This is a genomic window from Dapis hubbardiae BLCC-M172, from assembly GCF_050016015.1.
GTDB lineage: Bacteria > Cyanobacteriota > Cyanobacteriia > Cyanobacteriales > Microcoleaceae > Trichodesmium.
Map to the genome: position 1 here is coordinate 17,079 of NZ_JBNHEQ010000021.1, position 23,556 is coordinate 40,634.

Annotated in this window: 14 protein-coding genes and 1 pseudogene; 6 read left to right on the plus strand and 9 right to left on the minus strand. The window is 33.4% G+C overall.

Annotation, left to right across the window (positions count from 1 at the left end):
- The first annotated feature begins 399 nt into the window (after positions 1–399).
- Positions 400–2,163 carry a DNA mismatch repair endonuclease MutL gene (gene mutL, locus ACP6PK_RS02695; RefSeq protein ID WP_426557533.1) on the plus strand — a complete coding sequence of 588 codons (1,764 nt, stop codon included), beginning with the start codon at positions 400–402 and terminating at the stop codon, positions 2,161–2,163.
- A gap of 1,088 nt (positions 2,164–3,251) precedes the next feature.
- Here the strand turns inward: mutL and ACP6PK_RS02700 are convergent.
- Positions 3,252–4,013 (minus strand): annotated as a pseudogene (locus tag ACP6PK_RS02700) (YwqG family protein).
- A 385-nt stretch (positions 4,014–4,398) separates the two neighbouring features.
- On the opposite strand from ACP6PK_RS02700, the gene ACP6PK_RS02705 reads away from it, so the two are divergent.
- On the plus strand, positions 4,399–5,223 hold the full coding sequence (locus ACP6PK_RS02705; protein WP_426557535.1) for a SirB1 family protein: 825 nt from the start codon (positions 4,399–4,401) through the stop codon (positions 5,221–5,223).
- A 504-nt stretch (positions 5,224–5,727) separates the two neighbouring features.
- Positions 5,728–6,375 carry an alpha/beta hydrolase gene (locus ACP6PK_RS02710; RefSeq protein WP_426557537.1) on the plus strand — a complete coding sequence of 216 codons (648 nt, stop codon included), beginning with the start codon at positions 5,728–5,730 and terminating at the stop codon, positions 6,373–6,375.
- Between the two features lie 382 nt (positions 6,376–6,757).
- Here ACP6PK_RS02710 and ACP6PK_RS02715 read toward each other — a convergent pair whose 3' ends face one another.
- Positions 6,758–7,210 carry an SRPBCC family protein gene (locus tag ACP6PK_RS02715; protein WP_426557540.1) on the minus strand — a complete coding sequence of 151 codons (453 nt, stop codon included), beginning with the start codon at positions 7,208–7,210 and terminating at the stop codon, positions 6,758–6,760.
- Between the two features lie 78 nt (positions 7,211–7,288).
- On the opposite strand from ACP6PK_RS02715, the gene ACP6PK_RS02720 reads away from it, so the two are divergent.
- A complete protein-coding gene (locus ACP6PK_RS02720) occupies positions 7,289–8,944 on the plus strand; it encodes a mechanosensitive ion channel (RefSeq protein ID WP_426557542.1) in 1,656 nt (551 codons plus the stop codon).
- A gap of 244 nt (positions 8,945–9,188) precedes the next feature.
- A complete protein-coding gene (locus ACP6PK_RS02725) occupies positions 9,189–9,749 on the plus strand; it encodes a hypothetical protein (protein ID WP_094672366.1) in 561 nt (186 codons plus the stop codon).
- A 153-nt stretch (positions 9,750–9,902) separates the two neighbouring features.
- Here the strand turns inward: ACP6PK_RS02725 and ACP6PK_RS02730 are convergent, their stop codons facing one another.
- The 5 genes from ACP6PK_RS02730 to ACP6PK_RS02750 form a co-directional block, all read right to left on the minus strand.
- A complete protein-coding gene (locus tag ACP6PK_RS02730; protein WP_426557544.1) occupies positions 9,903–10,613 on the minus strand; it encodes an iron-containing redox enzyme family protein in 711 nt (236 codons plus the stop codon).
- A 796-nt stretch (positions 10,614–11,409) separates the two neighbouring features.
- Positions 11,410–11,571 carry a hypothetical protein gene (locus tag ACP6PK_RS02735; RefSeq protein WP_168186474.1) on the minus strand — a complete coding sequence of 54 codons (162 nt, stop codon included), beginning with the start codon at positions 11,569–11,571 and terminating at the stop codon, positions 11,410–11,412.
- A 49-nt stretch (positions 11,572–11,620) separates the two neighbouring features.
- Positions 11,621–11,776, minus strand: a complete 156-nt coding sequence (locus ACP6PK_RS02740; protein ID WP_426557546.1) for a hypothetical protein — start codon at positions 11,774–11,776, stop codon at positions 11,621–11,623.
- Positions 11,777–12,115: 339 nt separating this feature from the next.
- Positions 12,116–13,576: a GTP-binding protein gene (locus ACP6PK_RS02745; protein ID WP_426557548.1), complete on the minus strand. Its 1,461-nt coding sequence runs from the start codon at positions 13,574–13,576 to the stop codon at positions 12,116–12,118.
- A 1,230-nt stretch (positions 13,577–14,806) separates the two neighbouring features.
- Complete coding sequence (locus ACP6PK_RS02750; protein WP_426557550.1) at positions 14,807–16,150, minus strand: hypothetical protein; 1,344 nt, start codon at positions 16,148–16,150, stop codon at positions 14,807–14,809.
- 1,132 nt (positions 16,151–17,282) lie between these two features.
- On the opposite strand from ACP6PK_RS02750, the gene ACP6PK_RS02755 reads away from it, so the two are divergent.
- The gene (locus tag ACP6PK_RS02755; protein WP_426557552.1) at positions 17,283–18,689 is read left to right on the plus strand and encodes a UDP-N-acetylmuramoyl-tripeptide--D-alanyl-D-alanine ligase; all 1,407 of its coding nucleotides are present in this window, start codon (positions 17,283–17,285) and stop codon (positions 18,687–18,689) included.
- Between the two features lie 998 nt (positions 18,690–19,687).
- Here the strand turns inward: ACP6PK_RS02755 and ACP6PK_RS02760 are convergent.
- Positions 19,688–20,875 carry an adenylate/guanylate cyclase domain-containing protein gene (locus tag ACP6PK_RS02760; protein WP_426557554.1) on the minus strand — a complete coding sequence of 396 codons (1,188 nt, stop codon included), beginning with the start codon at positions 20,873–20,875 and terminating at the stop codon, positions 19,688–19,690.
- Positions 20,876–21,772: 897 nt separating this feature from the next.
- Positions 21,773–23,326, minus strand: coding sequence for an FAD-dependent oxidoreductase (locus ACP6PK_RS02765; RefSeq protein WP_426557556.1), 1,554 nt, complete (start codon positions 23,324–23,326; stop codon positions 21,773–21,775).
- Positions 23,327–23,556 lie beyond the last annotated feature (230 nt).

A 23,556-nucleotide genomic window follows, 5' to 3' on the forward strand; every position in this document is an offset into this window, starting at 1 on the left:
TAGGAAGCAAACAACTAAGGTAAATTAAAAAATATTCTGGCTTCAACAGCTATATAATTTTTATTATAGCTAATTAACGAGACTTGATCTAAATGATAAAATTCTAAGTATATAAAGAGGAATAATCCTTAGCAAAATTAGACAATTTTTCAGATTAGGCCACTTCTGTTTCAAGTAAAGCAGGAATAAGTTTTTTTTCCAGAGATTGAGCTTGAAGTTTAATTTTATGTTCCACATACTTATAAGCCTTTTGTTACCTAATAATTAAGGTTTAAAGCCTCTCACTCGCTGTGGAGAAACAAGAAAAAATTTTCCTTTTATTCAATCCTCTTCCTTTTAGGTAGAGGTAATTATCAATTATTCATTATCAATTATAAATTATTGAATACCTTGATATAAATGCAATCTAAAATTCAAACCTTACCAAAAGAAGTTGTTAACTTAATTGCCGCCGGAGAAGTAATTGATTCTTTAGCAGCAGTAGTACGAGAATTAGTAGAAAATTCTCTGGATGCTGGTGCAACTCGCATCATAATTTCTATTATTTATGAACAGTGGCGAGTACAAATTTCTGACAATGGAATGGGTATGAATTTAGCTAATTTAAAACAAGCTGCTAATCCTCATAGTACGAGCAAAATTACTAATCTTCAAGACCTGACAAAAATTACCAGTTTAGGATTTCGTGGAGAGGCACTTCATAGTTTAGCTAATCTCTCAAATTTGGAAATATTAAGTCGTCCTAAGTCACCTATTTCAGAGAATGAAAATGAAGGTTGGCGAGTTGTTTATAATGAGGAAGGAAAAGCTGTTGAAGCTGAAAGAGTTGCTATTGCTCCTGGTAATATTGTTAAGGTTTCTAATCTTTTTGGAAAATGGCCTGTACGTCGTCACGGAATGCCTTCTCCGGCGCAACAAATGCGAGGTATACAATTAATTATTCAGCAAATATCTCTTTGTTATCCTGATGTGACTTGGCAAGTTTGGCAGGGTAGTAAATTATGGATACAAATTAGTCCGGGTGCTACGGCAAAACAAATTTTACCTCAAATTTTATCGACGGTAAGATTGAGCGATTTACAGTATATTCAACAAGAAATTGATGAGGAAGAAGCAGAAGAATTAAATATCAAAAAATTTAATTTTTCCCAATATCAAGATTCTCAATTTTTGGATAGACAATCATTAGAATTAGTCTTAGGTTTGCCAGATAGATGTCATCGTAGACGACCTGATTGGGTTAAGGTTGCTATTAATGGGAGGGTGGTAAAAGTCCCAGAATTAGAACAAACAATTATTAGTTCTTTAGCTCGAACTTGCCCTCGCGATCGCTATCCTGTTTGTTTTGTTCATTTACAAATTTTTCCCTATCAAATTAATTGGAATCGTCATCCGGCAAAAACAGAAATTTATCTAGATAATTTGAAATTTTGGCAACAACAAATCAATCTAGCAATTGGTAAGTCATTACAATTTAGTGCGGATATTATGCCAGAATTTCCTTTATCAGAAAGAGTGGAAAAAATCTTAAAAGTCTCAGAAAATACAGGGAATTATCAAACTCGTCGAGCTATAGAAGTTTCTCCAGATAATACTGAAGAAAAAGATCGAGAATTAGGATTAATAGAATTAAAAGCGATAGCTCAATTACACAATACTTATATAGTAGCTGAACATCCGAGTGGAATTTGGTTGATAGAACAACATATTGCCCATGAAAGAATTTTATATGAAAAATTATGCGATTATTGGCAAATAATTTCTTTGGAAACTCCGATTATTTTGCATAATTTATCTTCAGCTCAAATAGAACAACTTCAACGCTTAAATATAGAAGTAGAAACCTTCGGAGATTTACTTTGGGCAGCTCGTACTGCTCCGGCAATGTTAGCTAAAAGAAATGACTGTGCTGATGCTTTAATTGAACTTAGTAAAGGAGGAGATTTAGAATCTGCTAAAGTAGCTACTTCTTGTCGAAGTGCTATTAGAAATGGAACTCCTTTAAGTTTGCCAGAAATGCAACGTTTATTAAATAGATGGCAACTTACTAGAAACCCTCGTACTTGTCCTCATGGCAGACCAATTTATTTACCTTTAGAAGAATCAGCTTTAGCTCGTTTCTTTAGACGACATTGGGTAATTGGAAAAAGTCATGGAATTTGAACAGTTATCAGTTAGCCTCCTATGGTCGTAACTGCGTTTTTTCGTATAGGGAATGCTCCGCAAACATGTCGCGCAGCGTTTTTCATGTCGGCGACAGCCGTTTAGCTAGCGCACAACTCCTTTAACGCTTCGCGACATGAAAAGCGTTTGCGGAGCATTCCGTTAGGAAAGCTTTGCGCCAGCAAAACGGAGTTGTGCGCTAGCTAAACAGTTAGCCTCCTATGGTCGTAACTGCGCAATTCAGTTATCAGTTGGGACAATGACAAATCAAAGTTATACTAAATTAGGCGATATCTCTATTTATTAGTTCTACAAAATAAGCAGACAGCAAGGAGCAAAAAAAAATACATTTTTATCAATTATCTAGATTATAAATTTAACAGAGTATGTAGGCAAAATTAAACTTACAACATTTAGAATGAGTAAATTTCCCAAAACTATAGCAATCCTAAATAGGTTGTGACAAATAAAAAAGTAAATAAAAAAACTGAAACTTGCACCTTATTCCTTCTTTTCTTTTCCCTAAAAGTATTCATTAATGGATAATGGATAATTACCTTTTCCTAAAAAAGAGAGGATTGACTAAAAGGAAAAAATTTATTTCTCTTGGTCGATTGGATATGGCGTTATAAATTATAAATTTGTCAGATTTTTTCCTAAAATTCTTGACTATCTATAGATTCATCTACTTTATTTATTTCTTCTTGTTCCCTCTTACTTTTTCTCTGTTACTTTTTCCTTCTCCCTTCTTACCTAAAAAGCAGAGGAGAGGATTGACTAAAAGGAAAAAAATTATTTCTCTTGGTCGATTGAATATGGCGTTATAAATTATAAATCTGTCAGATTTTTGCCTAGAGGTTTTATTTCCCAAACCACCACAATAACGCAGAATAAATTATAAATTTGTCAGATTTTTGCCTAGAGGTTTTATTTTCTAACCTAAACCAAGAAGTTGCAACTTACAGAACTCCCACAAAAAATTCTTGACTATCTATAGATTCATCTACTTTATTTATTCCTTTTTCTTCCCTCTTACTTCTTCTTTCTTACTTCTTCTTTCTTCCTTCTTCCTTCTTCCTTCTTCCTTGTTAATGACAATCCCAATTATAAAGAACTTGAGAAAAATCTACAGCTTTTAATTGAGACAGTTTAATAAAAAAATTACCCATTCCTGCATCTCCCCAACAGATATCATTTGTTTTATAATGGGGTTTATAATCTGAATCAATTTGCAATAATAAAATATAATCTTCATATTCAGGATTGAAACGAGGATCTTCTTGAATAAAATTAGGATAACCTCCTACCTGATGCTCATTTCCATCAATCCAAAAATACTGACCATACCATTTGTCGTAAATTTCTAGTAAACCATCATCATTAAAATTATAAAAATTCTGATCAAAAGCTGCATCATTTATATTTATAGGTGCATAATAATGGGTAAAATTTAAGTGAAACTTACCCAGTATAGGACTGTATATAGTAGTTTCCTCCTCTTCTTCTAAAAAATCAAAATCTGTTACTAAATTATTAACGTTTTCGATAATTTTCTCAAAATATATAATTTTGAAGCCATCTTGATTAGTTTGATCATCATAATCTAAACCATAAATATCATGATTACCATCTATATAAAATTGTAAAATTCATTGAGTGGGAAAATTCTCTAACCGAGGCATTTCTGAAAAGTTCAATTGTGCTAATAATTTTAAATATTTACCATTTTGGTTAGTTGGATAATCAACTCTTCGAGGTAAATAGGGAAGTCCTCCAAATTTACTTTGCCACCATTGGGTCGAATTAGGTTTAATATCAATTTTTAAATAAGATTTAATGGTATTACCGATCGCTTCATGGTAAGGTTATAATGCTTCAGGTAAGTTAATATCAAGAAAAGATTTCATAATTAGGTAGTCCTATAGATGTAGTGATAAAATTATGGGTAGTAGTTAGGACTCAGGAGTCATAAGTTAGAATCTTAAAAAAACACCTTTAATATTAACTGTTATAAAAATTGTTACAACCTATTTGGGATTACTATATATTAATCTTAATCAAAATTATTATTCAATTTATTGTTCTATAGAACATAAAAAACTGCTACTCAAAGTGTTTTTTTAGAAGAATAAGTGCTTATAGTAACGAGAAAATGCAAAACTATTCTAATTCTTGACTTCTGATACCAAATCTCATAATTTTTCCTACATTTTTTAATTATAATTAGGTACTAATATGAATGATTCCAAATATCGACAGTTATTTTATTCAGAAATTAATCAATCTGATGAAAAAATAGATTTAGCTAAAGCTGCTCTTTATTTAGCTTTGGAAGATGATAGAAAATTTGACCCCGATGAATATCTAAATGCTCTTGATACAATGGCAAATGAACTCCAAGAAACATTACCAGAAGCTCTCTATCCTTTACGAATAATTAAGAGTATTAACAACTATATTTATAATGATTTAAGTTTTACTGGAAATAGAATTGATTATTATGACCCAAGGAATAGTTTTCTAAATCAGGTAATTGAAAGACGTACTGGAATTCCTATTACTTTATCCTTAGTTTATCTCGAAATTGCTAAAAGAATTAATTTTCCTATGGTGGGTATTGGAATGCCAGGACATTTTCTAATTCGACCTGATTTTGAAGAAGCTGGTATATATGTAGATGCTTTTAACCAAGGTGAAATTCTGTTTCCTCAAGATTGTCAAGAAAGATTGACCAAAATTTATGGCCAACCAGTAGAACTACAACCTCACTTTTTGACAACTGTAAGTAATAAGCAGTTTCTAGCACGAATGTTGACAAATCTTAAAGCAATTTATCTGAATCGAAATGAGGGGTTAAAAGCTATTGCAGTTATCGATAGAATTTTACTATTATTTCCTAATGCAGTTATAGAAAAGCGAGACCGAGGTGTATTATATTATCAGCTAAATCTTTGGGCAGAAGCTCGTCAAGATTTAGAAAGTTATTTAGTTAATCTTCCTCAAGCTGATGATGCACAGATAATTAGACAATTACTGGCTAAAATGAGTCAAAATCTATAACTGAAACGGAAGTAAAAAGTCCAAATTAACAAATAAAAGGTTAAGATTATCTGAGCAACCAAATTTTAATTGACAATCATTTTAGGTGATTATTTTCTCCCCTAGAATATAACCAAAAAAATCAACTTTAGTATTTTAAGACTCTGGTTTCAGCAGTCGGTAATGATAACTGAATTGCGCAGTTAGGATCATAGGAGGCTAACTGATAACTGAAAAAGTGGGGAACCTAATATCAGATATTTCAGACCTTAAACATCAGGTAAGCATTTCCTGCGGAATGCTGCGCAAACAGCAATAATATCTAAATCTTAAGGAGGGGTTTTAAATGAATATAGCCTTTAAAAGTCGGCTTTTATAGTAAAATTCAATTTACCTCATTAATAAAGGTTTTCTTTCAAACTAAAATAAATAGCTGATAGCTGATGGCTGACTGCTGAATGCTTATGACATAAGAGCAAAAAAACATTGAACAAATGTAGTCATTAAATTGTGAGGAATAGCAGAATGAAAAGTATTTTAAATTTAGGAGAATCGGTCAAAAAAATATTTCAATTGGCTGGTTTAAATAAAAGATTATCAAAGTTTTTCTATATTTATTTGGCAGGAATTTTAACAATTATTTCTAGTTTTTTAATCTTTACTTCTCAACCAGCAGATGCGATAGATGAAATTAAAATTACTTATGAATCAATTAACATACCTATAGCTATTTCTGATTTAGTGAAATTTGCCAATACAGGAGAACAGTCTGAACAATTAAAGTCACTATTTTTAACAGCGAATGCTAGTCAAGACAATATTGATAAAGTTCAGGAAATTTTAAGTTATAAATTAGAGGTTAAACCTGATTTTGTAAATAAATTATTAGAATCACGTTATGGTGAACTTGCTATTGAGGAATTTAGTCGCTATTTTGCTCCAAATAGCAATGTAGCTACAATAACTAATGATATTATTAACACAATTAATAATGTTATTGGTGATGGAGAAATATCATTTTTAGAATTGGTACAAAAGTTTAAATGGACAGATACAATTGTGATTGATGCTAAAGGTATTGAAACATTTTTTGTACAGGCTATAGAATTTGCCAAAAGAGGACTAGATTTTGTCAGAGAACAACCACAGATACAAAAAATCTTCTGCGGATAATCTGAAGTAATAGAAATTTATAATAGTAAGGAAAAAGGAAGGATATAGTTTGAAGGAATTAAGATACTACTCTTAAAAACTTATTCCTTACCTATAAATATTAAAATCTTTGGACAGAGATGGAGATGAGAAAATTGGGAGAATAAAAAAATAGATAACTTAAAAGAGATGATGTTCTATGAGTTAGATAAATAGTATTAGATGATATTATCATTGTTTTTTATTCTCCCTCACCTAACTCATCCTATCTAACTATCAATCTTCACCCTAGTTATCGTTCAGCACTTAACAATTTCCTATTCTTAAAAGAAATTTTTCTGTGTTTAAGCTGAAAGTAAGAGCCTTTAAATCTGAACAATTTAATTATCAATTATTAATTAATTTACAGATAATATTGCTCCTCTGCTACTCTCTTCAAGCGTCTTAGTTGAGCCTCCATATCTGCTTTAGTCAACGAAGCAGCAAACTGATTAAAACCAAATTTAATTATAGGGTTAGGTATCTCAAATTCAAAACGATTTAATAAACGAGTACCTTCAGGTTCAGGTTGACATTCCCAGCGATCCCGACCTTGGAAAAAACCCTGAAATTCCCAAACAATTAAACCTGGTTCTCGTTCAGCTACAACACTATATAGAGAGGGTTGCAAAAAAGGGATATTTATGATGAATCTACTACGACTTCCCACAAATGTATCCCAATTACCCACAGCTTCACAACGTAGCATAGGATTTAACCACTTGTGCATGAGAATGTTATCTGTAATACAACGTTCTACGATAGTGGCACTGGCACGAATTAAAATATTTTGCTCGAAAACTTGACTAAATGGCATAGTTACCTTCAAGCTATTAGACATATACAGGCAATCTAAATAATTGCTAATTAAAACTTACATTAATCCAAGAAAACCATGAATGGCACTTGGCAAAACATTACACAATCAATCAATCTCACTGAGAAAATACAGGCTAATCCTATATTAGCCTCAGATATTTTGGCACAAACTCCAGCAAATCCTGTGGATATAGTGTCCCAAAATTTTAACAAAATCTTAATTTTGGATATCGTAACGGCAATTGCAATTCTAGTTGTCGGCTGGATAGTGGCAGGGATTATTTCTAACATAGTTGGAGGACTATTCAAGAAGACTAATATCGATAACAAAATTGCTAGTTGGGTAACTGGTAGTCAGGAACAAGCTCAGAATTTACCTGTGGAGAAATGGATATCCTCTGTGGTGTTCTGGATCATCATGATCTTTGTTCTGATAGCTTTCTTTGACAAACTTAAACTCACGGCAGTTTCTCAACCTCTAAATGCCTTCCTCACAGAAATAACCAGCTTTTTACCTAATATAGCTGCTGCATTGATTTGGCTAGGTATTGCCTGGTTAGTGGCAACTATAGCTAAATTAGCAGTAAGCAGAGGACTTAAAACATTTGGTTTAGATGACCGTCTGAATCAGCAGGTCAGTGATGGACAAGCAGAAAGCCAAATGGATGTTAGCGATACTATTGCTAATGCCATCTATTGGTTGATTTTCTTGCTATTCTTACCACTAATTCTGGAAGCTTTGCAACTACAGATTGCTCTACAACCTGTTCAAAACATGGTGGATCAAATCTTACAAGCTCTGCCCAGGATTCTTAAGGCTGTTATTTTGGCTACAGTTGGTTGGTTACTCGCTACTGTAGTTAAGAAAGTTGTTACTAATCTACTTGCTGCTACTGGTGTAGACCAAATGGGCAACAGATTGGGTATGAGTCAAACCAATGGCAGTCAAAGTCTTTCTGGGATTATTGGTACGGTTGTTTATGTACTGATATTAATTCCTGTAGCGATCGCTGCTCTGAGTGCTTTGAATATTGAGGCCATTACTACTCCAGCAGTAGCAATGCTCAATGATATTCTGACATTTGTCCCCAAAATCTTTGCTGCTGTTGTAGTTCTTGGTATTGCCTACTTTGTTGGTCAATTTGTTAAAGATTTAGTTACTAATCTTCTGACCAGCATTGGCTTTAATAACCTTTTCAATTGGCTTGGTTTAACTTCTACTACACCATCATCCTCATCTAGTGACCCAAATGCAACTGTAATTAAAGGTGGACCTGGTACTACTCGTACTCCATCAGAAATTGCTGGTCTTGTAGCTTTTGTGGGTATTATCCTGTTTGCTACAGTTTCAGCAACTCAGATTGTGGAACTTGAGGCTTTGACCTTAATTGTTAATGTAGTAATATTAATTGCAGGTCGGGTTCTTTACGGTTTGGTAGTTTTAGCTATAGGTCTGTACTTGGCTAACCTTGCTTATAATTTAATTACCAGTTCTGGTAATTCTCAAGCCAAACTTTTGGGTCAGCTTGCTCGAATTGGGATTATTGTATTAGTCTCAGCTATGGCTCTGCAACAAATGGGTATTGCCCCTAGTATTGTTAATCTAGCTTTTGGACTTTTCATGGGAGCAATGGCAGTAGCTATTGCTTTAGCTTTTGGTTTGGGAGGACGAGATATTGCTTCTTCTCAAATTCAAGAATGGTTAGAACAGTTTAAAACTAATAAGAAATAGTAGTTAAAAGTTCTGCCAAAATTCTTGATCGGGGAGAATGGAGAAAATAGAAAATTCTATAACCCCTTCTCCCTATGTTTAAAGTTGAACTATATCTACAAAAGGTCACAAAAACATTTAAAAAATTATTACGACTTACGCATAATTGAAGTCTTAAACACTACCTATCTATAACGTTATAGTTTTTGAACACTATATATAGTGTTTATGCATAAGTTCTGATTACTCAAACGATCTAGTTGTTATGACGACAGAAGTATATACAACAGAAGCAGCATTTTTACTTAATATATCGACAGGTAGACTGCGAATACTACTCCAACAAGGCAGGGTAGTAGGAGCTTACAAGGAAGAAAGGTTATGGATGATTCCTCTTAACAGTCGAGGAGTACCGGAAATCATACCCGGTCGTCGCGGTCCTGAAGGAACCTGGAACAAAGCTGAACGTACAGGCAATACATTTGTTCATGTTCTACGAAAGACTATTGACTATAACCGAGATAATAAAACTTCTTATCCCGCAATTGCTGTAAAAGTAGGAGATAAAAAAGATTATTGTCATGCGCTAAAAATTAAAGGACCTTGCCAAATAGTCTATCAGCCACACCAGCCTAATAGAAGTCAGGCAGGAGGCGCCCGTCTGTGGATTGAGGTTGAGTCGCAACATAAAGTAGAACGAATTTATTTTTCAAGAGGCGATTATGGTCCGCCTCCGGAAGTTATTGAACAGAGGCAAAAGTTTAAAAGAAAGAAGAAAGAAAAAAAACAAAAGTCTTCTCAGAAAAAGTGTTCGAGAAAATTATAAAAGTCAAAAGTCAGGCATTTGGTATAAAAATATAATTTTTATAAGTAGATAAGAACGATCTGAAAACAAAAGATGGAAGTATTTTTCATACCTCCATTAATCATCAGTATTTACATTAAGCTAAAAGTTGAGCCTATATTTTTATTGCTTCATCTAAAGAGTTACAAAAATATCTAATAAATCATCCCAGAATTTTACAGATAATTCATAACCTTGGAGAATTTGTTCTGCTGACTCTTCACTTTCTCCTACTTCTCCATCTATGGCATTACGCATTCTTAAAGCATGAGAATGATCGATTTCTCCAGTATGAATATCCCAAAATTCTAGGTTTAATTGAGGTAATATATCTTCTAAATCTTTACGAGCTTGAACTTGTGCCCAAATTTCTTCTAAAATCGGACCACAAATACATTCAGTACCCATACCTGCCATACCAATAGCAACGTGAGCAGGATGACTTTTTAAATCTGCATCATACTTAGCAATTAAAGCATCAACTTGTGGATTAATTTTATTAGTGAGCATGGTTCCACCAAACTGTTCATTTAATCCAAATAAGAATAATTTCAGTAAATTATAGTGAGAATCTTCTGGATTTCCATCACCAGCTTCTTCAAAATGAATCTCATCAAGTAATACCTTTAATTTACCTGGAGAAACAACATTACAAACATAATTTAAACTTTGAACGTGAATTTTAGTTACATAAGAATATTGTTCTAAAACTTTAACTAATTCAGGAATAGAAATATTTCGTAATGACTGAAGTCTAGAATCTTCGGCAGGGTTGCCAGAGAATTTAGATGTATCAATAGCTTGCCAAAAACTTGATTTAATAGATAGGGAAGTTGTGAAAACCATTGTTCTTGCTCCTTGTTTAATTAGGGTTTGCTGAAAAAGTCTTATGGGTGAGGGTAGGAGACAGGAGACAGGAGACAGGAGTAGTAAGGAATGAGCGAGGAGGCAGGAGGAAGAATTATCCCTTGATTTTTCAGCTATGAGTCAACCCAAAATCCTAACTTTATGCAGCTCTAAGGAGCAAAAACCTTGTACTTTTTCCAGACCTAAAACCTCTCAAACCTTTACCTGTCAATGCTTTAATATTTAATCAGCAAGCACTAATTAATTGATTTATCTTGATAACTATAATGATTTCCTTAGCTGAAAATTTACGTTATTTAGATTGGGAGGTTGATAATAGTTGGCTGAGAAAATAGTTAGTGACAATGGACGCAAGGATGATTTTTATGTCTGGGAAAAAGGGTATTTTGAATGTGATTATTCAATTCTGTTTGTTGTATGACTTCTGATTGTTTTTATCTTGAGTTTTTTATGTCTTTTTTACGACATTCTTTTTAATGAAACTGATTAAAAATCTCTATCACGAAGCGAGGAGTTAGGATTTTTAATTAGATAGTAAAGCGATGGCTTAAAGCAGTTATAAAAGATTTTCCAAAAATGCGTTGAGTATTGAACCAATTGAAGATTAGTATAAAATTGCCTATCAGGTGAAAATTAATCTGATAGGCAACTCTATTGATATATCAACAGATAATAAAGGTTTTAAAGCATTTAATTTATCTGACTCGCTGCACTTAGTTGATAGGAGCCTTATATTTCCGCCCGTACTAGAAAATGGCTGATGAGGAAGAACAACTTAATCCAGTTCCTCGCCTGTACTAAACCATCCAGTCGTACCTCCAGCAATACCTTCCATCTCATGTTCATGCAATTCTACCCAGTCTTTGTCTGTTTTATTGCTTTGAGTTTTATTAACCTTTGTACTTTGTTGTTTTGTTTTGGAATTAGTTTTCTTCATATTTCTCTCCTTATAGAATGAGGAATTATTTTGATTTAATTTGTAACTGTTAAGAAAGGTCTCCACTCTGGAGTTTACCGCCAACTACTTTATCCAAGTCCTCTAGTTGTAATTCCATTAATCCTACATGACTTTCTTGTATATTTGATTGATTTTTGCTGATGTTCTTAGAGTTTTGAGTGATTGAGTTAGCTTGATTGTTCATTTGTTCTGTTTCGGAATCTAATAGTTTTAGTCTATGTTACAACACAGTCAAATTCTTAATATTTCTAAGCCTGGTTCAGCTTATGCAAAATTTTGACACTAAAACATACCTTTTCTATCAATAACCCTTTTTAGAAAAAATTGTGTAGAAAGTCACATCAAATTCCCAGAATAAATATAATCATACTTCTTGTTGACCAATCATCTATTATGAATTTACTGAAAATTGCTAATCTTCATTAATTAATAAATTATCCTACTAGCAGTCAATTAGACTTTTTTATTAGTTAATCTCTACTAAGTTCCTAAACAAAATTAATTACACATCCTAATTTACTCTCTATTCCCTGTTCCCTGTTCCCTTTTCAGTGTCCTGATTTTGCCTGAAATCCTTGATTTTCAACTTATTAATTAATTCTTCCTTGATGCGACCCATAATGGAATTTTCGTCCAAAGATGCCAAAATATTACTCACTACAGCTTTCGGACCTTCTTCTCCCCAAGATGCACCATTAGCAAGATAAGTTTTAGTTATTTGTCCAATTCCATAAGATGATAAACCTCCCACTGCTGCTTGAGTTACTGCTACAGACAAATAGGGTGCTAAAGATAACCCCCCAGTAACAGGTGCAGCTAAACCCAATAATCCTTTCAGAGAACTTAATCCTAGATTTGCCACTAATTCACTGGCAGTTATACCACCCATACTAATAGCTATCTTTTGTAATAAATCTACTGCTCCAGTTTGACTCATCCTGATACCATATAACTTGGATAAAGTCAATATCATAGCTACATCAATTATTGCCCCACTGAGAATATCTACCACAGTTACAGGGTTGAGAGCGATCGCCATTGCCTTAGTCATTACTCCCTTCCATATAACCCGATCTGCACTTTGGGAGCGAATTTCTATTTTCCGGTGTACTAACTGCTCATTAACATCATCAGCATAGAGCATACTATTGAGCGCGACTAAAGATTTACCTTCTTTATCTAAAATTTCTAATATTTTCAGCTTTAAATCTTCTACTTGAGGTTTTCCTCGCACCATCTCTACCTTAAGACTACCATCTGAACGTTGGACAGCCTTAGCTACCAGTGGAGAAGCGGCGGCCATAACTATTTCATTTGGTGAGAGTAATTCACGAACTCGTTCATCACGAATTTTATTATATATAGCTAACCTATCTGCTTCTGGGTATTGGTCTATTTTGTTAAACACCAGCAAAATTGGTTTACCAGCATCTCGTAAGTAAGAAAGAGCTTCATATTCTACTTGGGCAATATCTCCTGCTACAGCAAATAGAAGTAAATCTGCTTGTTTTGCTACTTGTCGGGCCATCAATTCCCTAGTTTCTCCATCTACTTCATCTATACCAGGAGTATCAATCAGTTCCACTTGAGATATTCTGTAGGAAGTTAGAGAATTTGTAGATGATGATTCTATTTCTGTTAAATTTTCTCTCCCTAATTCCCATTGTCTAATTTGTGTAGTTTTAGTAACACCATGAATTGGACCTGTTTGAAATACTTTTTCTCCTAACAAAGCATTGAGAAGTGAAGATTTACCTCTGCCTACCATGCCAAATACAGCAATATAAACAGAAGCTTTTTCTAACTTTTCTAACATTGATTCTAACCCAGAAATTTCTGAGTCTAATCCTGCTCTTTCTTCTGGAGTTAAATCCATATTATTTACGATATCTTTTAAAGCATCTTTAGCGTTACAAATGTTAAGTTCTGCTTGAATATCTGCAAAGTTTGATATTGTTTTGTCTAGTTCTTTATCTAGATTCATTGATAACTTACCTTAAAACCAAGACAGGGAAAAAAAATAAAAAACCTAATAGTTAATTACTAAATAGGGTTTGCTGATTAAATATTAAAGAATTTACATATAGAAGTTTTAGCATTTTTAGGTCGGGAAAAAGTACCTAATTTTCAGCTATTTATGGTCAAAAACTCAGGATTTTGGGCGCATAGTTGATAAAAAAAATTACTCCCGTAGGGACGCCCTTATGCAATGTCCCTACCTACTCTTCCGCTCCCCTAATCCTTAAAAAATACTTTTTCAGCAAACCCTAAATATTGGGGGAATTATTAACTTAATTAAGTAGAGAGTTCTAGGATATTCGGGAATGGATAAATAAATAACCTTTAACTCCATAGTAGAGAATTAGAGTTTTTGATATTTCCCTTCCCCTAATCCTTAAAAAATACTTTTTCAGCAAACCCTAAATATTGAGGGAATTATTAACTTAATTAAGTAGAGAGTTCTAGGATATTCGGGAATGGATAAATGAATAACCTTTAACTCCATAGTAGAGAATTAGAGTTTTTGATATTTCCCTTTAGTTATTAATTTTTGCCTATTCACAAACTCCTTATATTTTTTTTATATATAATATCTTTAAGTATTATAACATTTCTATTGTTTTCCTAAGCATTCAGCGGTCAGCTAGCCTCTTGCCTCCTGCGGAGGAGTTGCGCTTCTTCGTATAGGGAATGCTCCGCATTCATCTCGGCTCTTAGCCTAAACGCTTTTTCGTATAGGGAATGCTCCGCAAACATGTCGCGCAGCAAAACAGCTATTGCTTTTATCACTTATGAAAAGCAATATCTAATTAAGAAATTAAAAATCTTACTACAAAAGTCAATTCCAAAGTCTATATTCATTTAAACCCAGTCCTTAAGTACAGGTTCTTAGAGCTAATAGCTGAATGCTTACTTATTTTCTGTTCCCTTTAATACCAATTACAAAAACTAATGCTATAGTTGGGTGAAACTTCAATTATTAAGTAATTCAGACAGAGATAAAAAAAGTGCTAGGAGATTTCCTTATATTCAATTCCGTGAGTGTTTTCCTTCAGATAATATCCATTATCAATTATCAATTATCAATTAATGAATAGGAGTTAGGACTGAGAATTTAAGAGAGGCACAAATCTTTAATATGTAGTTTTTCAAATAATTTTACTTCAGGTATCTTTTTTGAATTTTGTCTTGTGATAATATTTATTATTTCCTTTTAATTAATAAAAGATAAATCAATCCTGCCAAAGTTGGTAGTCAAGGCAACTTGTATATTTTCTAATGCTTTTACTAACCATATCACTGCTTCTCTTGTAGATGCTTCATAATGGTTAAATAGTATTGCTAATCGCTTTTCTAGGTATGGCTTGACTCTATAGCAAACCAAAACTATTTTTAGGAGGAGACTGGTAGTTGCTATTGGTCCCATATTAGCCATCAGATTGAGAAATAAAAAGTGTTGTGGTTTTTGAATGCTTTCTACAACTAAAAAACCTAACATTTGATTACAGGTTCTCATTAGTAAAAAGTCGTTAAATTTTTTATCATCATTGTGAGGTATGGTATTTTTTAGTTGCTGATATAGTTTGTTCTTAAACTGGTTCTTAACATACCTGGAGTCGAAATCAAATGATGAACTTAAGTATTCATAGAAGCTTTCTTTAAAGCAACCATATGATTGAGGTTGTCTGACATGAGTTAGGAAACTTTTTGCATAATCTTGGTAGTTCTTGCCATTCTCAACTTTACCTACAAATTGTCTAATAGCTGATAATAATTCTCCAGGGCTTAAAAGAGTAGGATTTTGAATTTTGTTCGTGTTTTCCCAACTAGACTCTGTAAACTTTGAATCTCTCAACTTTGAATCTCTCAACTTTGAATCTCTCAACTTGGAAGTATTTATTACTCCATGTCTAATTTGATGAGTTACATAGTGAGATAAGTCTATTTCAAATTTTTTCTGTTTTTGTCGTTGCATATTTTTAATAGCTTGCTGATGTTCATAGCTATTGTCTGAGGTAATTAAACAATGTTGGTATAAGTAAGGATAACGTGGAATTAGAGTTCTCAAAGGTTGAGCTAAAGCACTATGACTATTTTTATAACTTCTTGCTTCTTGGTTTATTAATTCTGCAAAACGTTTTAAAGTTAGGTACTGCTCACTTGTTGTGAATGCCTGAACTAGGTCAAACAGTTTCTTACTACTGCGGGAACCGTAGTAACGTTGTATTGGTTTATTCTTAATACTATCAAATAGTTTAATTAAGTCTAGCAATACATCTCTTTTATAGTTGTAGAGTCGCTTTCTATTAATAACTATATGACAGCAGCGATTGAGGATAAAATTAAATTCTTCCTCAACTTGCAATAATGCAATAATTCTTTCTAGTGCTTTAGCTACTTCTCTATCAGGATATCCAGAACCATTAATAAATAAAATTCTAAACCTTTCTATTATCTCTTCTGATGACTCTAGGTCTATCAATTGGAGAAAATGGTTATAGATATACTGTTCATACTGGGATTTGTCTTGTTGATATTCATTCATAAAGTTTTTCATTTTATATATTCCCTAATTTAGTTTTTTCGATTCCAGTACCCTTAGCTATGGGAACAATTGCTAATCTCTGGTTTTGATCGAGGTGTTTATAGGATTTCCTACAAGATAGCTATTGACTTTACTACATATATATAGTTTCTGCCTAGATTTTTTCTCAGAAAAAATTATATCTGGCAGCACCTAAGACTTTAATTCAACAGTTTACTAATTTCTATTAGTCTCATTATCTTCAAAATTTACGGAGTTTTTATAAAGTTTTGGTAAAGATTTTGCCAAAATTAGGTAGATATAGATATTAATTGAACTGAGTCATCAATAATTATCAATTTCTGAACTAAATAGGATTTTTCACCACTTAATTACCATCAGCATACATTTTTGGAGTATTAGTATTACATAGATGATTAACTATGTTCCTAGATATTATTAATTGCCAATCAGCTAAGGGTGTAGTATAGACGACTTGCTGTTACCCAGAGAAGGGTTAGAGAAAACTTAAATTACTACAGCATCCTCAAGAGGACATGAAAACTAACTTTAGATAAAAGTCTGGGAAAATATCAAGGTTTAGACATGGGTCAAAAAGCTATAGCTGAACTCAGAAGTTAGAAGTCAGAAGTCAGAAGTTAAATTATTGTTGTGACTAAATTTGAGAGTAGCTAGAATCTCCTAATAGTAATGGCAACTGCTATATATTTATTCACGACCTATTTAGGACTGCTACCCATTTTTGACAATTAAAGACTACTCGGCTTTGTCATAATTTTGCTTTATATTAGAGTAATACAATCTGATATTTTTGCCTCATTTCATTTCAAAATTATGACAATATAGCAATCCTATTTAAGTTGTAATATTTTGGTGGCACTTAGGAGTCAAGAGTCAGGAGTCAGGAGTCAGAATTTTAAAGGTTTTCAACTCAAATTAACTATTATAAAAATTGTCACAACCAATTTAGGATTACTTTATTTACCAATCTACAAACAAATATTCTCTATAACTTTTGAGAATTATTTAAACTTTTGATTTTGTTTTGGTTACTCAGTTATATCCCAGAAAATAAATTGAGCTTAACAATAACAAATACTCTTATATAATTATTACACATCTTTCAGGAGGACTGCCAATAGCTATGGTTTGTCGCATTACTTTATTCCAACTAACTGAAATCTTGAGTGCTACAACACTTACAGATTTTCAGATTCCAGAAAAAACATTAATTACAGGCATAAATACTGATACTCGTAACTTACAATCTGGTGAAGGATTTTTGGCATTACGAGGTAAAAATTTTGATGGCCATAATTTTGTAAAAGACGCAATTGAAAAAGGTGCTTCTTGTCTGATTGTTGAACAAGAATATACCTTAAATAATGAGGTTGAACAACTGTCAAATAACGTACCCATATTACAGGTAGAAAATTCTTTAAAAGCTTACCAGAAAATTGCTCGTTGGTGGCGAGATAGATTTGATATTCCTGTGATTTCAGTCACTGGTTCAGTCGGTAAAACAACTACTAAGGAATTAATCGCTGAAGTTTTGGGGACTCAGGGTAAAGTGCTGAAAACTGAAGCTAATTATAATAATGAAATAGGTGTACCTAAAACTCTACTACGACTTTCTGCTGATGATAATTATGCTGTGATAGAAATGGCTATGCGAGGACCTGGGGAAATAGCAGAATTAACACATATTGCCAATCCGACAATTGGCTTAATTACTAATGTTGGTACTGCTCATATTGGTCGTTTGGGGTCTGTTGAAGCGATCGCTGAGGCTAAGTGTGAATTACTCAGAGAAATGTCTGATAGTAGTATTGCTATTCTGAATTTTGATAATAAAAGGTTGATAGAAACTGCGGCTAAGGTTTGGTCTGGAAAAACTTTTACTTATGGTTTGGAAGGGGGAAATTTACAAGGAAATTTAATTGATTCTCAAACTATAAATGTTGAGGGTGTGGATTTACTTTTACCTTTGCCTGGTAGTCATAATGCTTCTAATTATTTGGCAGCTTTGGCAGTGTTGAAAGTGCTTCATGGAAAAAATCTTTCTACAAAAACTCTATTTGAACCTTTGAGTAATAATTTATCGGTTCAGTTACCAGAAGGTAGGGCAAAAAGATATGATTTAGAGAATGATATTGTGATTTTAGATGAAAGTTATAATGCTGGGTTAGAGTCGATGATTGCTGCTCTGAATTTGTTAGCTGAAACTCCGGGTAAACGCCATATTGCTGTGTTGGGTACTATGAAAGAATTGGGAGATAAATCTGTTTTATTCCATCAACAAGTTGGTAATGTTGTGAGAAATTTGAATCTTGATGGTTTATTTATTTTGGCAGATTTTGAGGAGGCAGAAGCAATGGCGACTGGTGCTGCTGGTTTGCAATTTATAGAGGTAGAAGATATTAGTTCTGATGATGCTCACCAGAAATTAGTTAGACATTTACAAGAGTTTTTACAACCAGGCGATCGGGTTCTTTTTAAGGCTTCTCATTCTGTGGAGTTAAATAAAGTAGTTCAGCTTTTAATTAATTAATAAGTAATGTATTTGTAGCAAAGGCATCTTCCCTGTTAAAGGTCTATCTGACTTGATTGCTGAGAAACCTTACTCTCTTTTGTTGAAGAAAAATTCATGTGTATGGACGAGTTATACCATTTAAGTTTTATAATATCACAAAAATTGTGGGGATGGAGCCGAAATTTCTTTGACCCGCGATTTTTTTTTCAGGAGCTTCATAAAATGAAAATGTTGGTAATTTTCCACTGAGGAGGTATGGAAAGATTTGATTAGGGAAAAATAAGTGTTTATTTGAGAAAGTTTTGGTTTGAAAAAAAGCAGATATTGTATGAGCAACTAACTCTCTATAAACCGAAATAATTTTGCACTTTGCACCAATTTCTAAATACTGTCTTACTAAATAATGATCGTGTAGTGTGAATGACATTAGGTTCAACACTGCTAAAAGGAGAATGAATTTCCTGAAGCACCCTGCCAGATGTGGATGAGTAGTAAATTTTCTCTTCTATTGCGTATAGAGCAAGAGTTAATTCATTTTCTCAAGCACCCATACCAGATGTGGATGAGTAGTAAATTTTCTCTTCTATTGCATATAGAACCCATTTGGTATTTATTTTTTTATACATGATGGGGGTGGGAAGTGTGGGGAGGGTGGGGAGATGGGGCCGAGATTCTACCTTTTTCCCCTCTGAGTATTTCTTAATCTCCTGACTTCTGTACGGGTGATTTCCTACGGAATGCTGCGCAAACGCGTAATTAGGAGCATTCCGGCACGGAAATCACCCCTACTCCTGACTCCTGAGCCAAAAACTCGCAACTTTGCCAAGATACGCTTAGGGCTTCTATAGAGCAAGAGTTAAATTCATTTCCTTAAGCACCATAACAGAGGGGATGAGTAGTAAAATTTCCCTGCTATTGCATATATAGTTATCCTGGAGGTGCAGAAAAGACTAAAAAGCTGATTTGACAAAGCGTGCAGCTATTTATCAATTTGGTATAAAATTGGTATAAATTTTTTATACCATAATTTTCTCATTTTCTTTAGCTAAACTCTCATTATTAATCTTTTTGCTTTTGAGTAAATAAGTAGACATTTCACCCTTACCTTTGACAGAAATAATACCTCGCTTTTCCAATAAATATCGATCTTTCAATAACAAACAAGTATCTTCCGTTACCTGAATTTCACCTATAATTCCATGAGACTCCATGCGACTCGCAATATTAACAGTATCTCCCCACAAATCATAAATAAACTTTGAAGTGCCAATAACTCCAGCGACAACCGGACCTGTATTTAAGCCTATTCTCATGTTTAAATAACTATTATTTTTTTGATTAAAACGTTCAATAACATCCTGCATATCTAAAGCCATATTAGCGATCGCTGGTGCATGATTTATATTTGGTTCTGCCAACCCACCTACTACCATATAAGCATCTCCAATAGTCTTAATTTTTTCCAATCCATGAAGTCCAGCTAACTTATCAAACTCAGAAAATATTTCATTTAATAACTTAACTAATATTGTTAGAGAAACAGTTGTAGATAGCTTTGTAAAACCAGCAATATCAGCAAATAATACTGTAACATTTTCAAAATTATCGGCAATAATTTCTGTTCTATCTTTTAAACGTTTTGCGATTGACTTTGGTAAAACATTAAGTAATAGCTTTTCTGACTTTTCTTGTTCTATTTCTAACTGCTGTAAAGCAAATTTAAACAAATTAGTAATTACTAATGCTAATCCCAGAGTTGCTAAGACAGCTAATACCAATAAGAAAGTCATTTTTTGACTGGTATTTTTAATCTCAAAACTTGCTTCTTCAAATTCCTGAGCAGCAAGATCGAATAATTTGTTACAAATTATTTCTGTTTGTCGAGCAAAATCATCACTAATATCATTAATATTTTGATTATTTCCCAATTCTATAACTAATCTTAATTTTTCTTGAAACTGATAGTTATATCTTTCTATTTTTTCTATATATTCAATTAAATATGAGTGAGATTTATGCCATTTTTCATTAACACCTTCACTAATGAGTAAAACTCGTAATTCTTCACTAATTCGTCGTACATTATTAATCTGTTGATTAAAAGGTATGATGTATTTTTTCTGTGCTGTATCTAAACCTATTGTTTGCCATTGCTGAAAAAATTCTCTTTCTTGAGTCCTAGCGTCATCCAAAGTGTTATTCATTTTGAAAACTAAAGGTTGAATTTGATAGTTGTTGTCATAACTGACTCGGTTTTATTTCGCACAACTCTCATGGAAAAAAACTTGTTAAAGTCGCACCACTAATTAATAGTAAAAGCACTCTTGAGGCTAAAGAAAATTTATAGAACCCCTGAAGGGATCTATTTAAAATTATAGATTGAGAGTAGGAAAGTAGGGGAGTGTGGAGAGATGATGGGGAGATGGGGAGATGGGGAGATGGGGTGTATTATACCATTTCTCAAAAATCTTGCTATATTTGATTGGGTGGAGGAGGGACGTTGCATAAGGGCGTCCGTACGGGAGTGTGGGAGGAGGGGGAAGGGACGTTGCATAAGGACGTCCGTACACAGAAGAATAATGAATATTAACTGGATAATAATGAATATTAACTGGATAATAATTAGGGAATAATTTATTTTATTTGTGTTAATTAGTTGATAACTGAAGTGTCACTCAAGTATAGCCTTAATGCATGGGAATTGGTATTAGATATAGCAATGTACGCTGGCATATTTACACATTATTTTTTGTACACCTTTTCTAGAAGGCAGTTTGAACTGGGCGTTGTAAATACCTGAGCGCCCACTGCTATATCTCCCAAAATCCAATCATCAAATCAATTATTACCGAATAATTAAGGTTTAAAGCCTCTCATGATCAAGGAGAAACAAGAAAAAATTTTCCTTTTATTCAATCCTCTCCCTTTTAGGGAGAGGTAATTATCAATTATCCATTATCAATTATCAATTATTGAACCATTTTTTATCAATTACTTCTCCTAATCAGCTATTTTCTGGAGATACGCTTAGGGTTTCTATAAGTAATGCTTGACTTCATCCAACCTCTGTCTAGTTTTTTTTGAAGGTTGTAAAATTCAAATTAGTCAACATAATCTCCTCCTGAACCATATTTCCATTGTTCAATCCAGCGGTGATAATAATAGTCTTTGACTAGGGGACTTTTTATTAGTAAAGATTCTATTGCTCCTCCAACTGGATATAGCAATGTATAAATCCCTAAGTTGAAATAATGTCTCATCCAATCTAACAAATTTTCTATACCAACTTGAGGAATAATTTTAATCACTAACTCAGGTTGCTTTAAGGAAATAATAAGTAAAGTCTGTGCTAAAGCAGGAAACTGCACGACATCTTGTAAAAAAGGTTTAAGTACAGGTTCACCTAGTTTTTCCATTACCTGAAACACTCCTGCCAATAATTGATTAATTTGATGTGGTTCAACTTTTTGGTTTACCCCTATACTCATGGAACGTTGAAATAACCAAGTTACTGATACATTCGGTTGATAAGGTTGCAAAAGTGCCAGAGAATTTGCCGATAAATTTTCAGTTTCCAAAGCTTCATTAATACCCACAGTCAGACGTTTCAAGTGACGTACCATAGCTCCAAAACCGCCAAAACTCAGAGGGGACTGACTCCCGCTACTATCGCCCACTGGCAAAATACGATTCCAAGGGGTTTTGAGGGGACTTTGACGATAACAAGGAAAGAAACCAAAGAGGGCACGTTGGAATGTCAGTTGACTAAGTTCGACTTTTTGATATTCGGGTAATAGACGTAGATATTCTTCAAAGAAAAATTCTAGAGAAAATCTATCTGGATGAGCATCTAGATAAGTAAATAAATAAGTAGTTCGCCCATCTCTAGCAGGAAATGCTTCCCAGAAATATTGACATTGATTTTGTACAGGAGTGAACGAGGCAAAAATATCTCCCGTATCATTTTTTGGGTATCCAGTAGCACAAGTACCAACTACTAAACAAACCGCATCAGGTTTTTTGCCTTCCCTTGCTTGTTTAACAATTGGAGAGAAATGTCCCATGGCATCCAGGAGTAGTCGAGTTTTGAAGGAGAGACCATTGCTAGTTTGGATATCTACCCCATCTGGATGAATAGTTGCTGCTTCATAGGATGTATTTTCAAATAGTTGACCCCCTGCTCCTAAAAAGCCTTGTTTCAGAGTTTCTAACAAATAAACTGGGTCTACACCAATATTAAGGACATCTTTTACCCAAATGTCAGGAGTATCTGGAAAGCTAATACGAGCTGGATTATATTCTGTAGCGATCGCTGTTTTTAGTTCTTCTGGAGAGAGGAGGTTTAATTCTACAAATGTTTCTAGTTCTTTGCGGGAGATATTCCATTCTTGTGTTCTACCTTTGAGGATACCTCGTTCTAAAAGTGCAACCCGCCAACCTTTTTTTGCCAAGGTAGCACCAATCAAAATACCAAGAGTACCTCCGCAAATTACTACATCCCAGTCATAATTTTTTAGTAATTGAGTTTCTGTCTTAACGGTGGTAGGAATAGATATATTTTCAGCTCGAAGTTTTTGCCAAATTTTATCGACTCGCCGCAAACTTTCTAAAGGGTTCCCTGGAATTTGGGAGAGGATTTTTTCTGTTAAAGACATAATTTTTTTAGTATTAATTTTTGTCGTAATTGCTGCTTATTTTTATATATTGATTTATCAGTTAGTTCTGATTATATAATGGTTATTATATTAATGATATCAAGTCAGTAGGCAGAGCAAATTATTTATATATTTATTATTCAATTATATTTATTTTACCCTTCCATGAGTTCCTATTACCCAATTATTAATTATTAATAATTAAATAATTCGCGCCTTGAAGCCTCCCC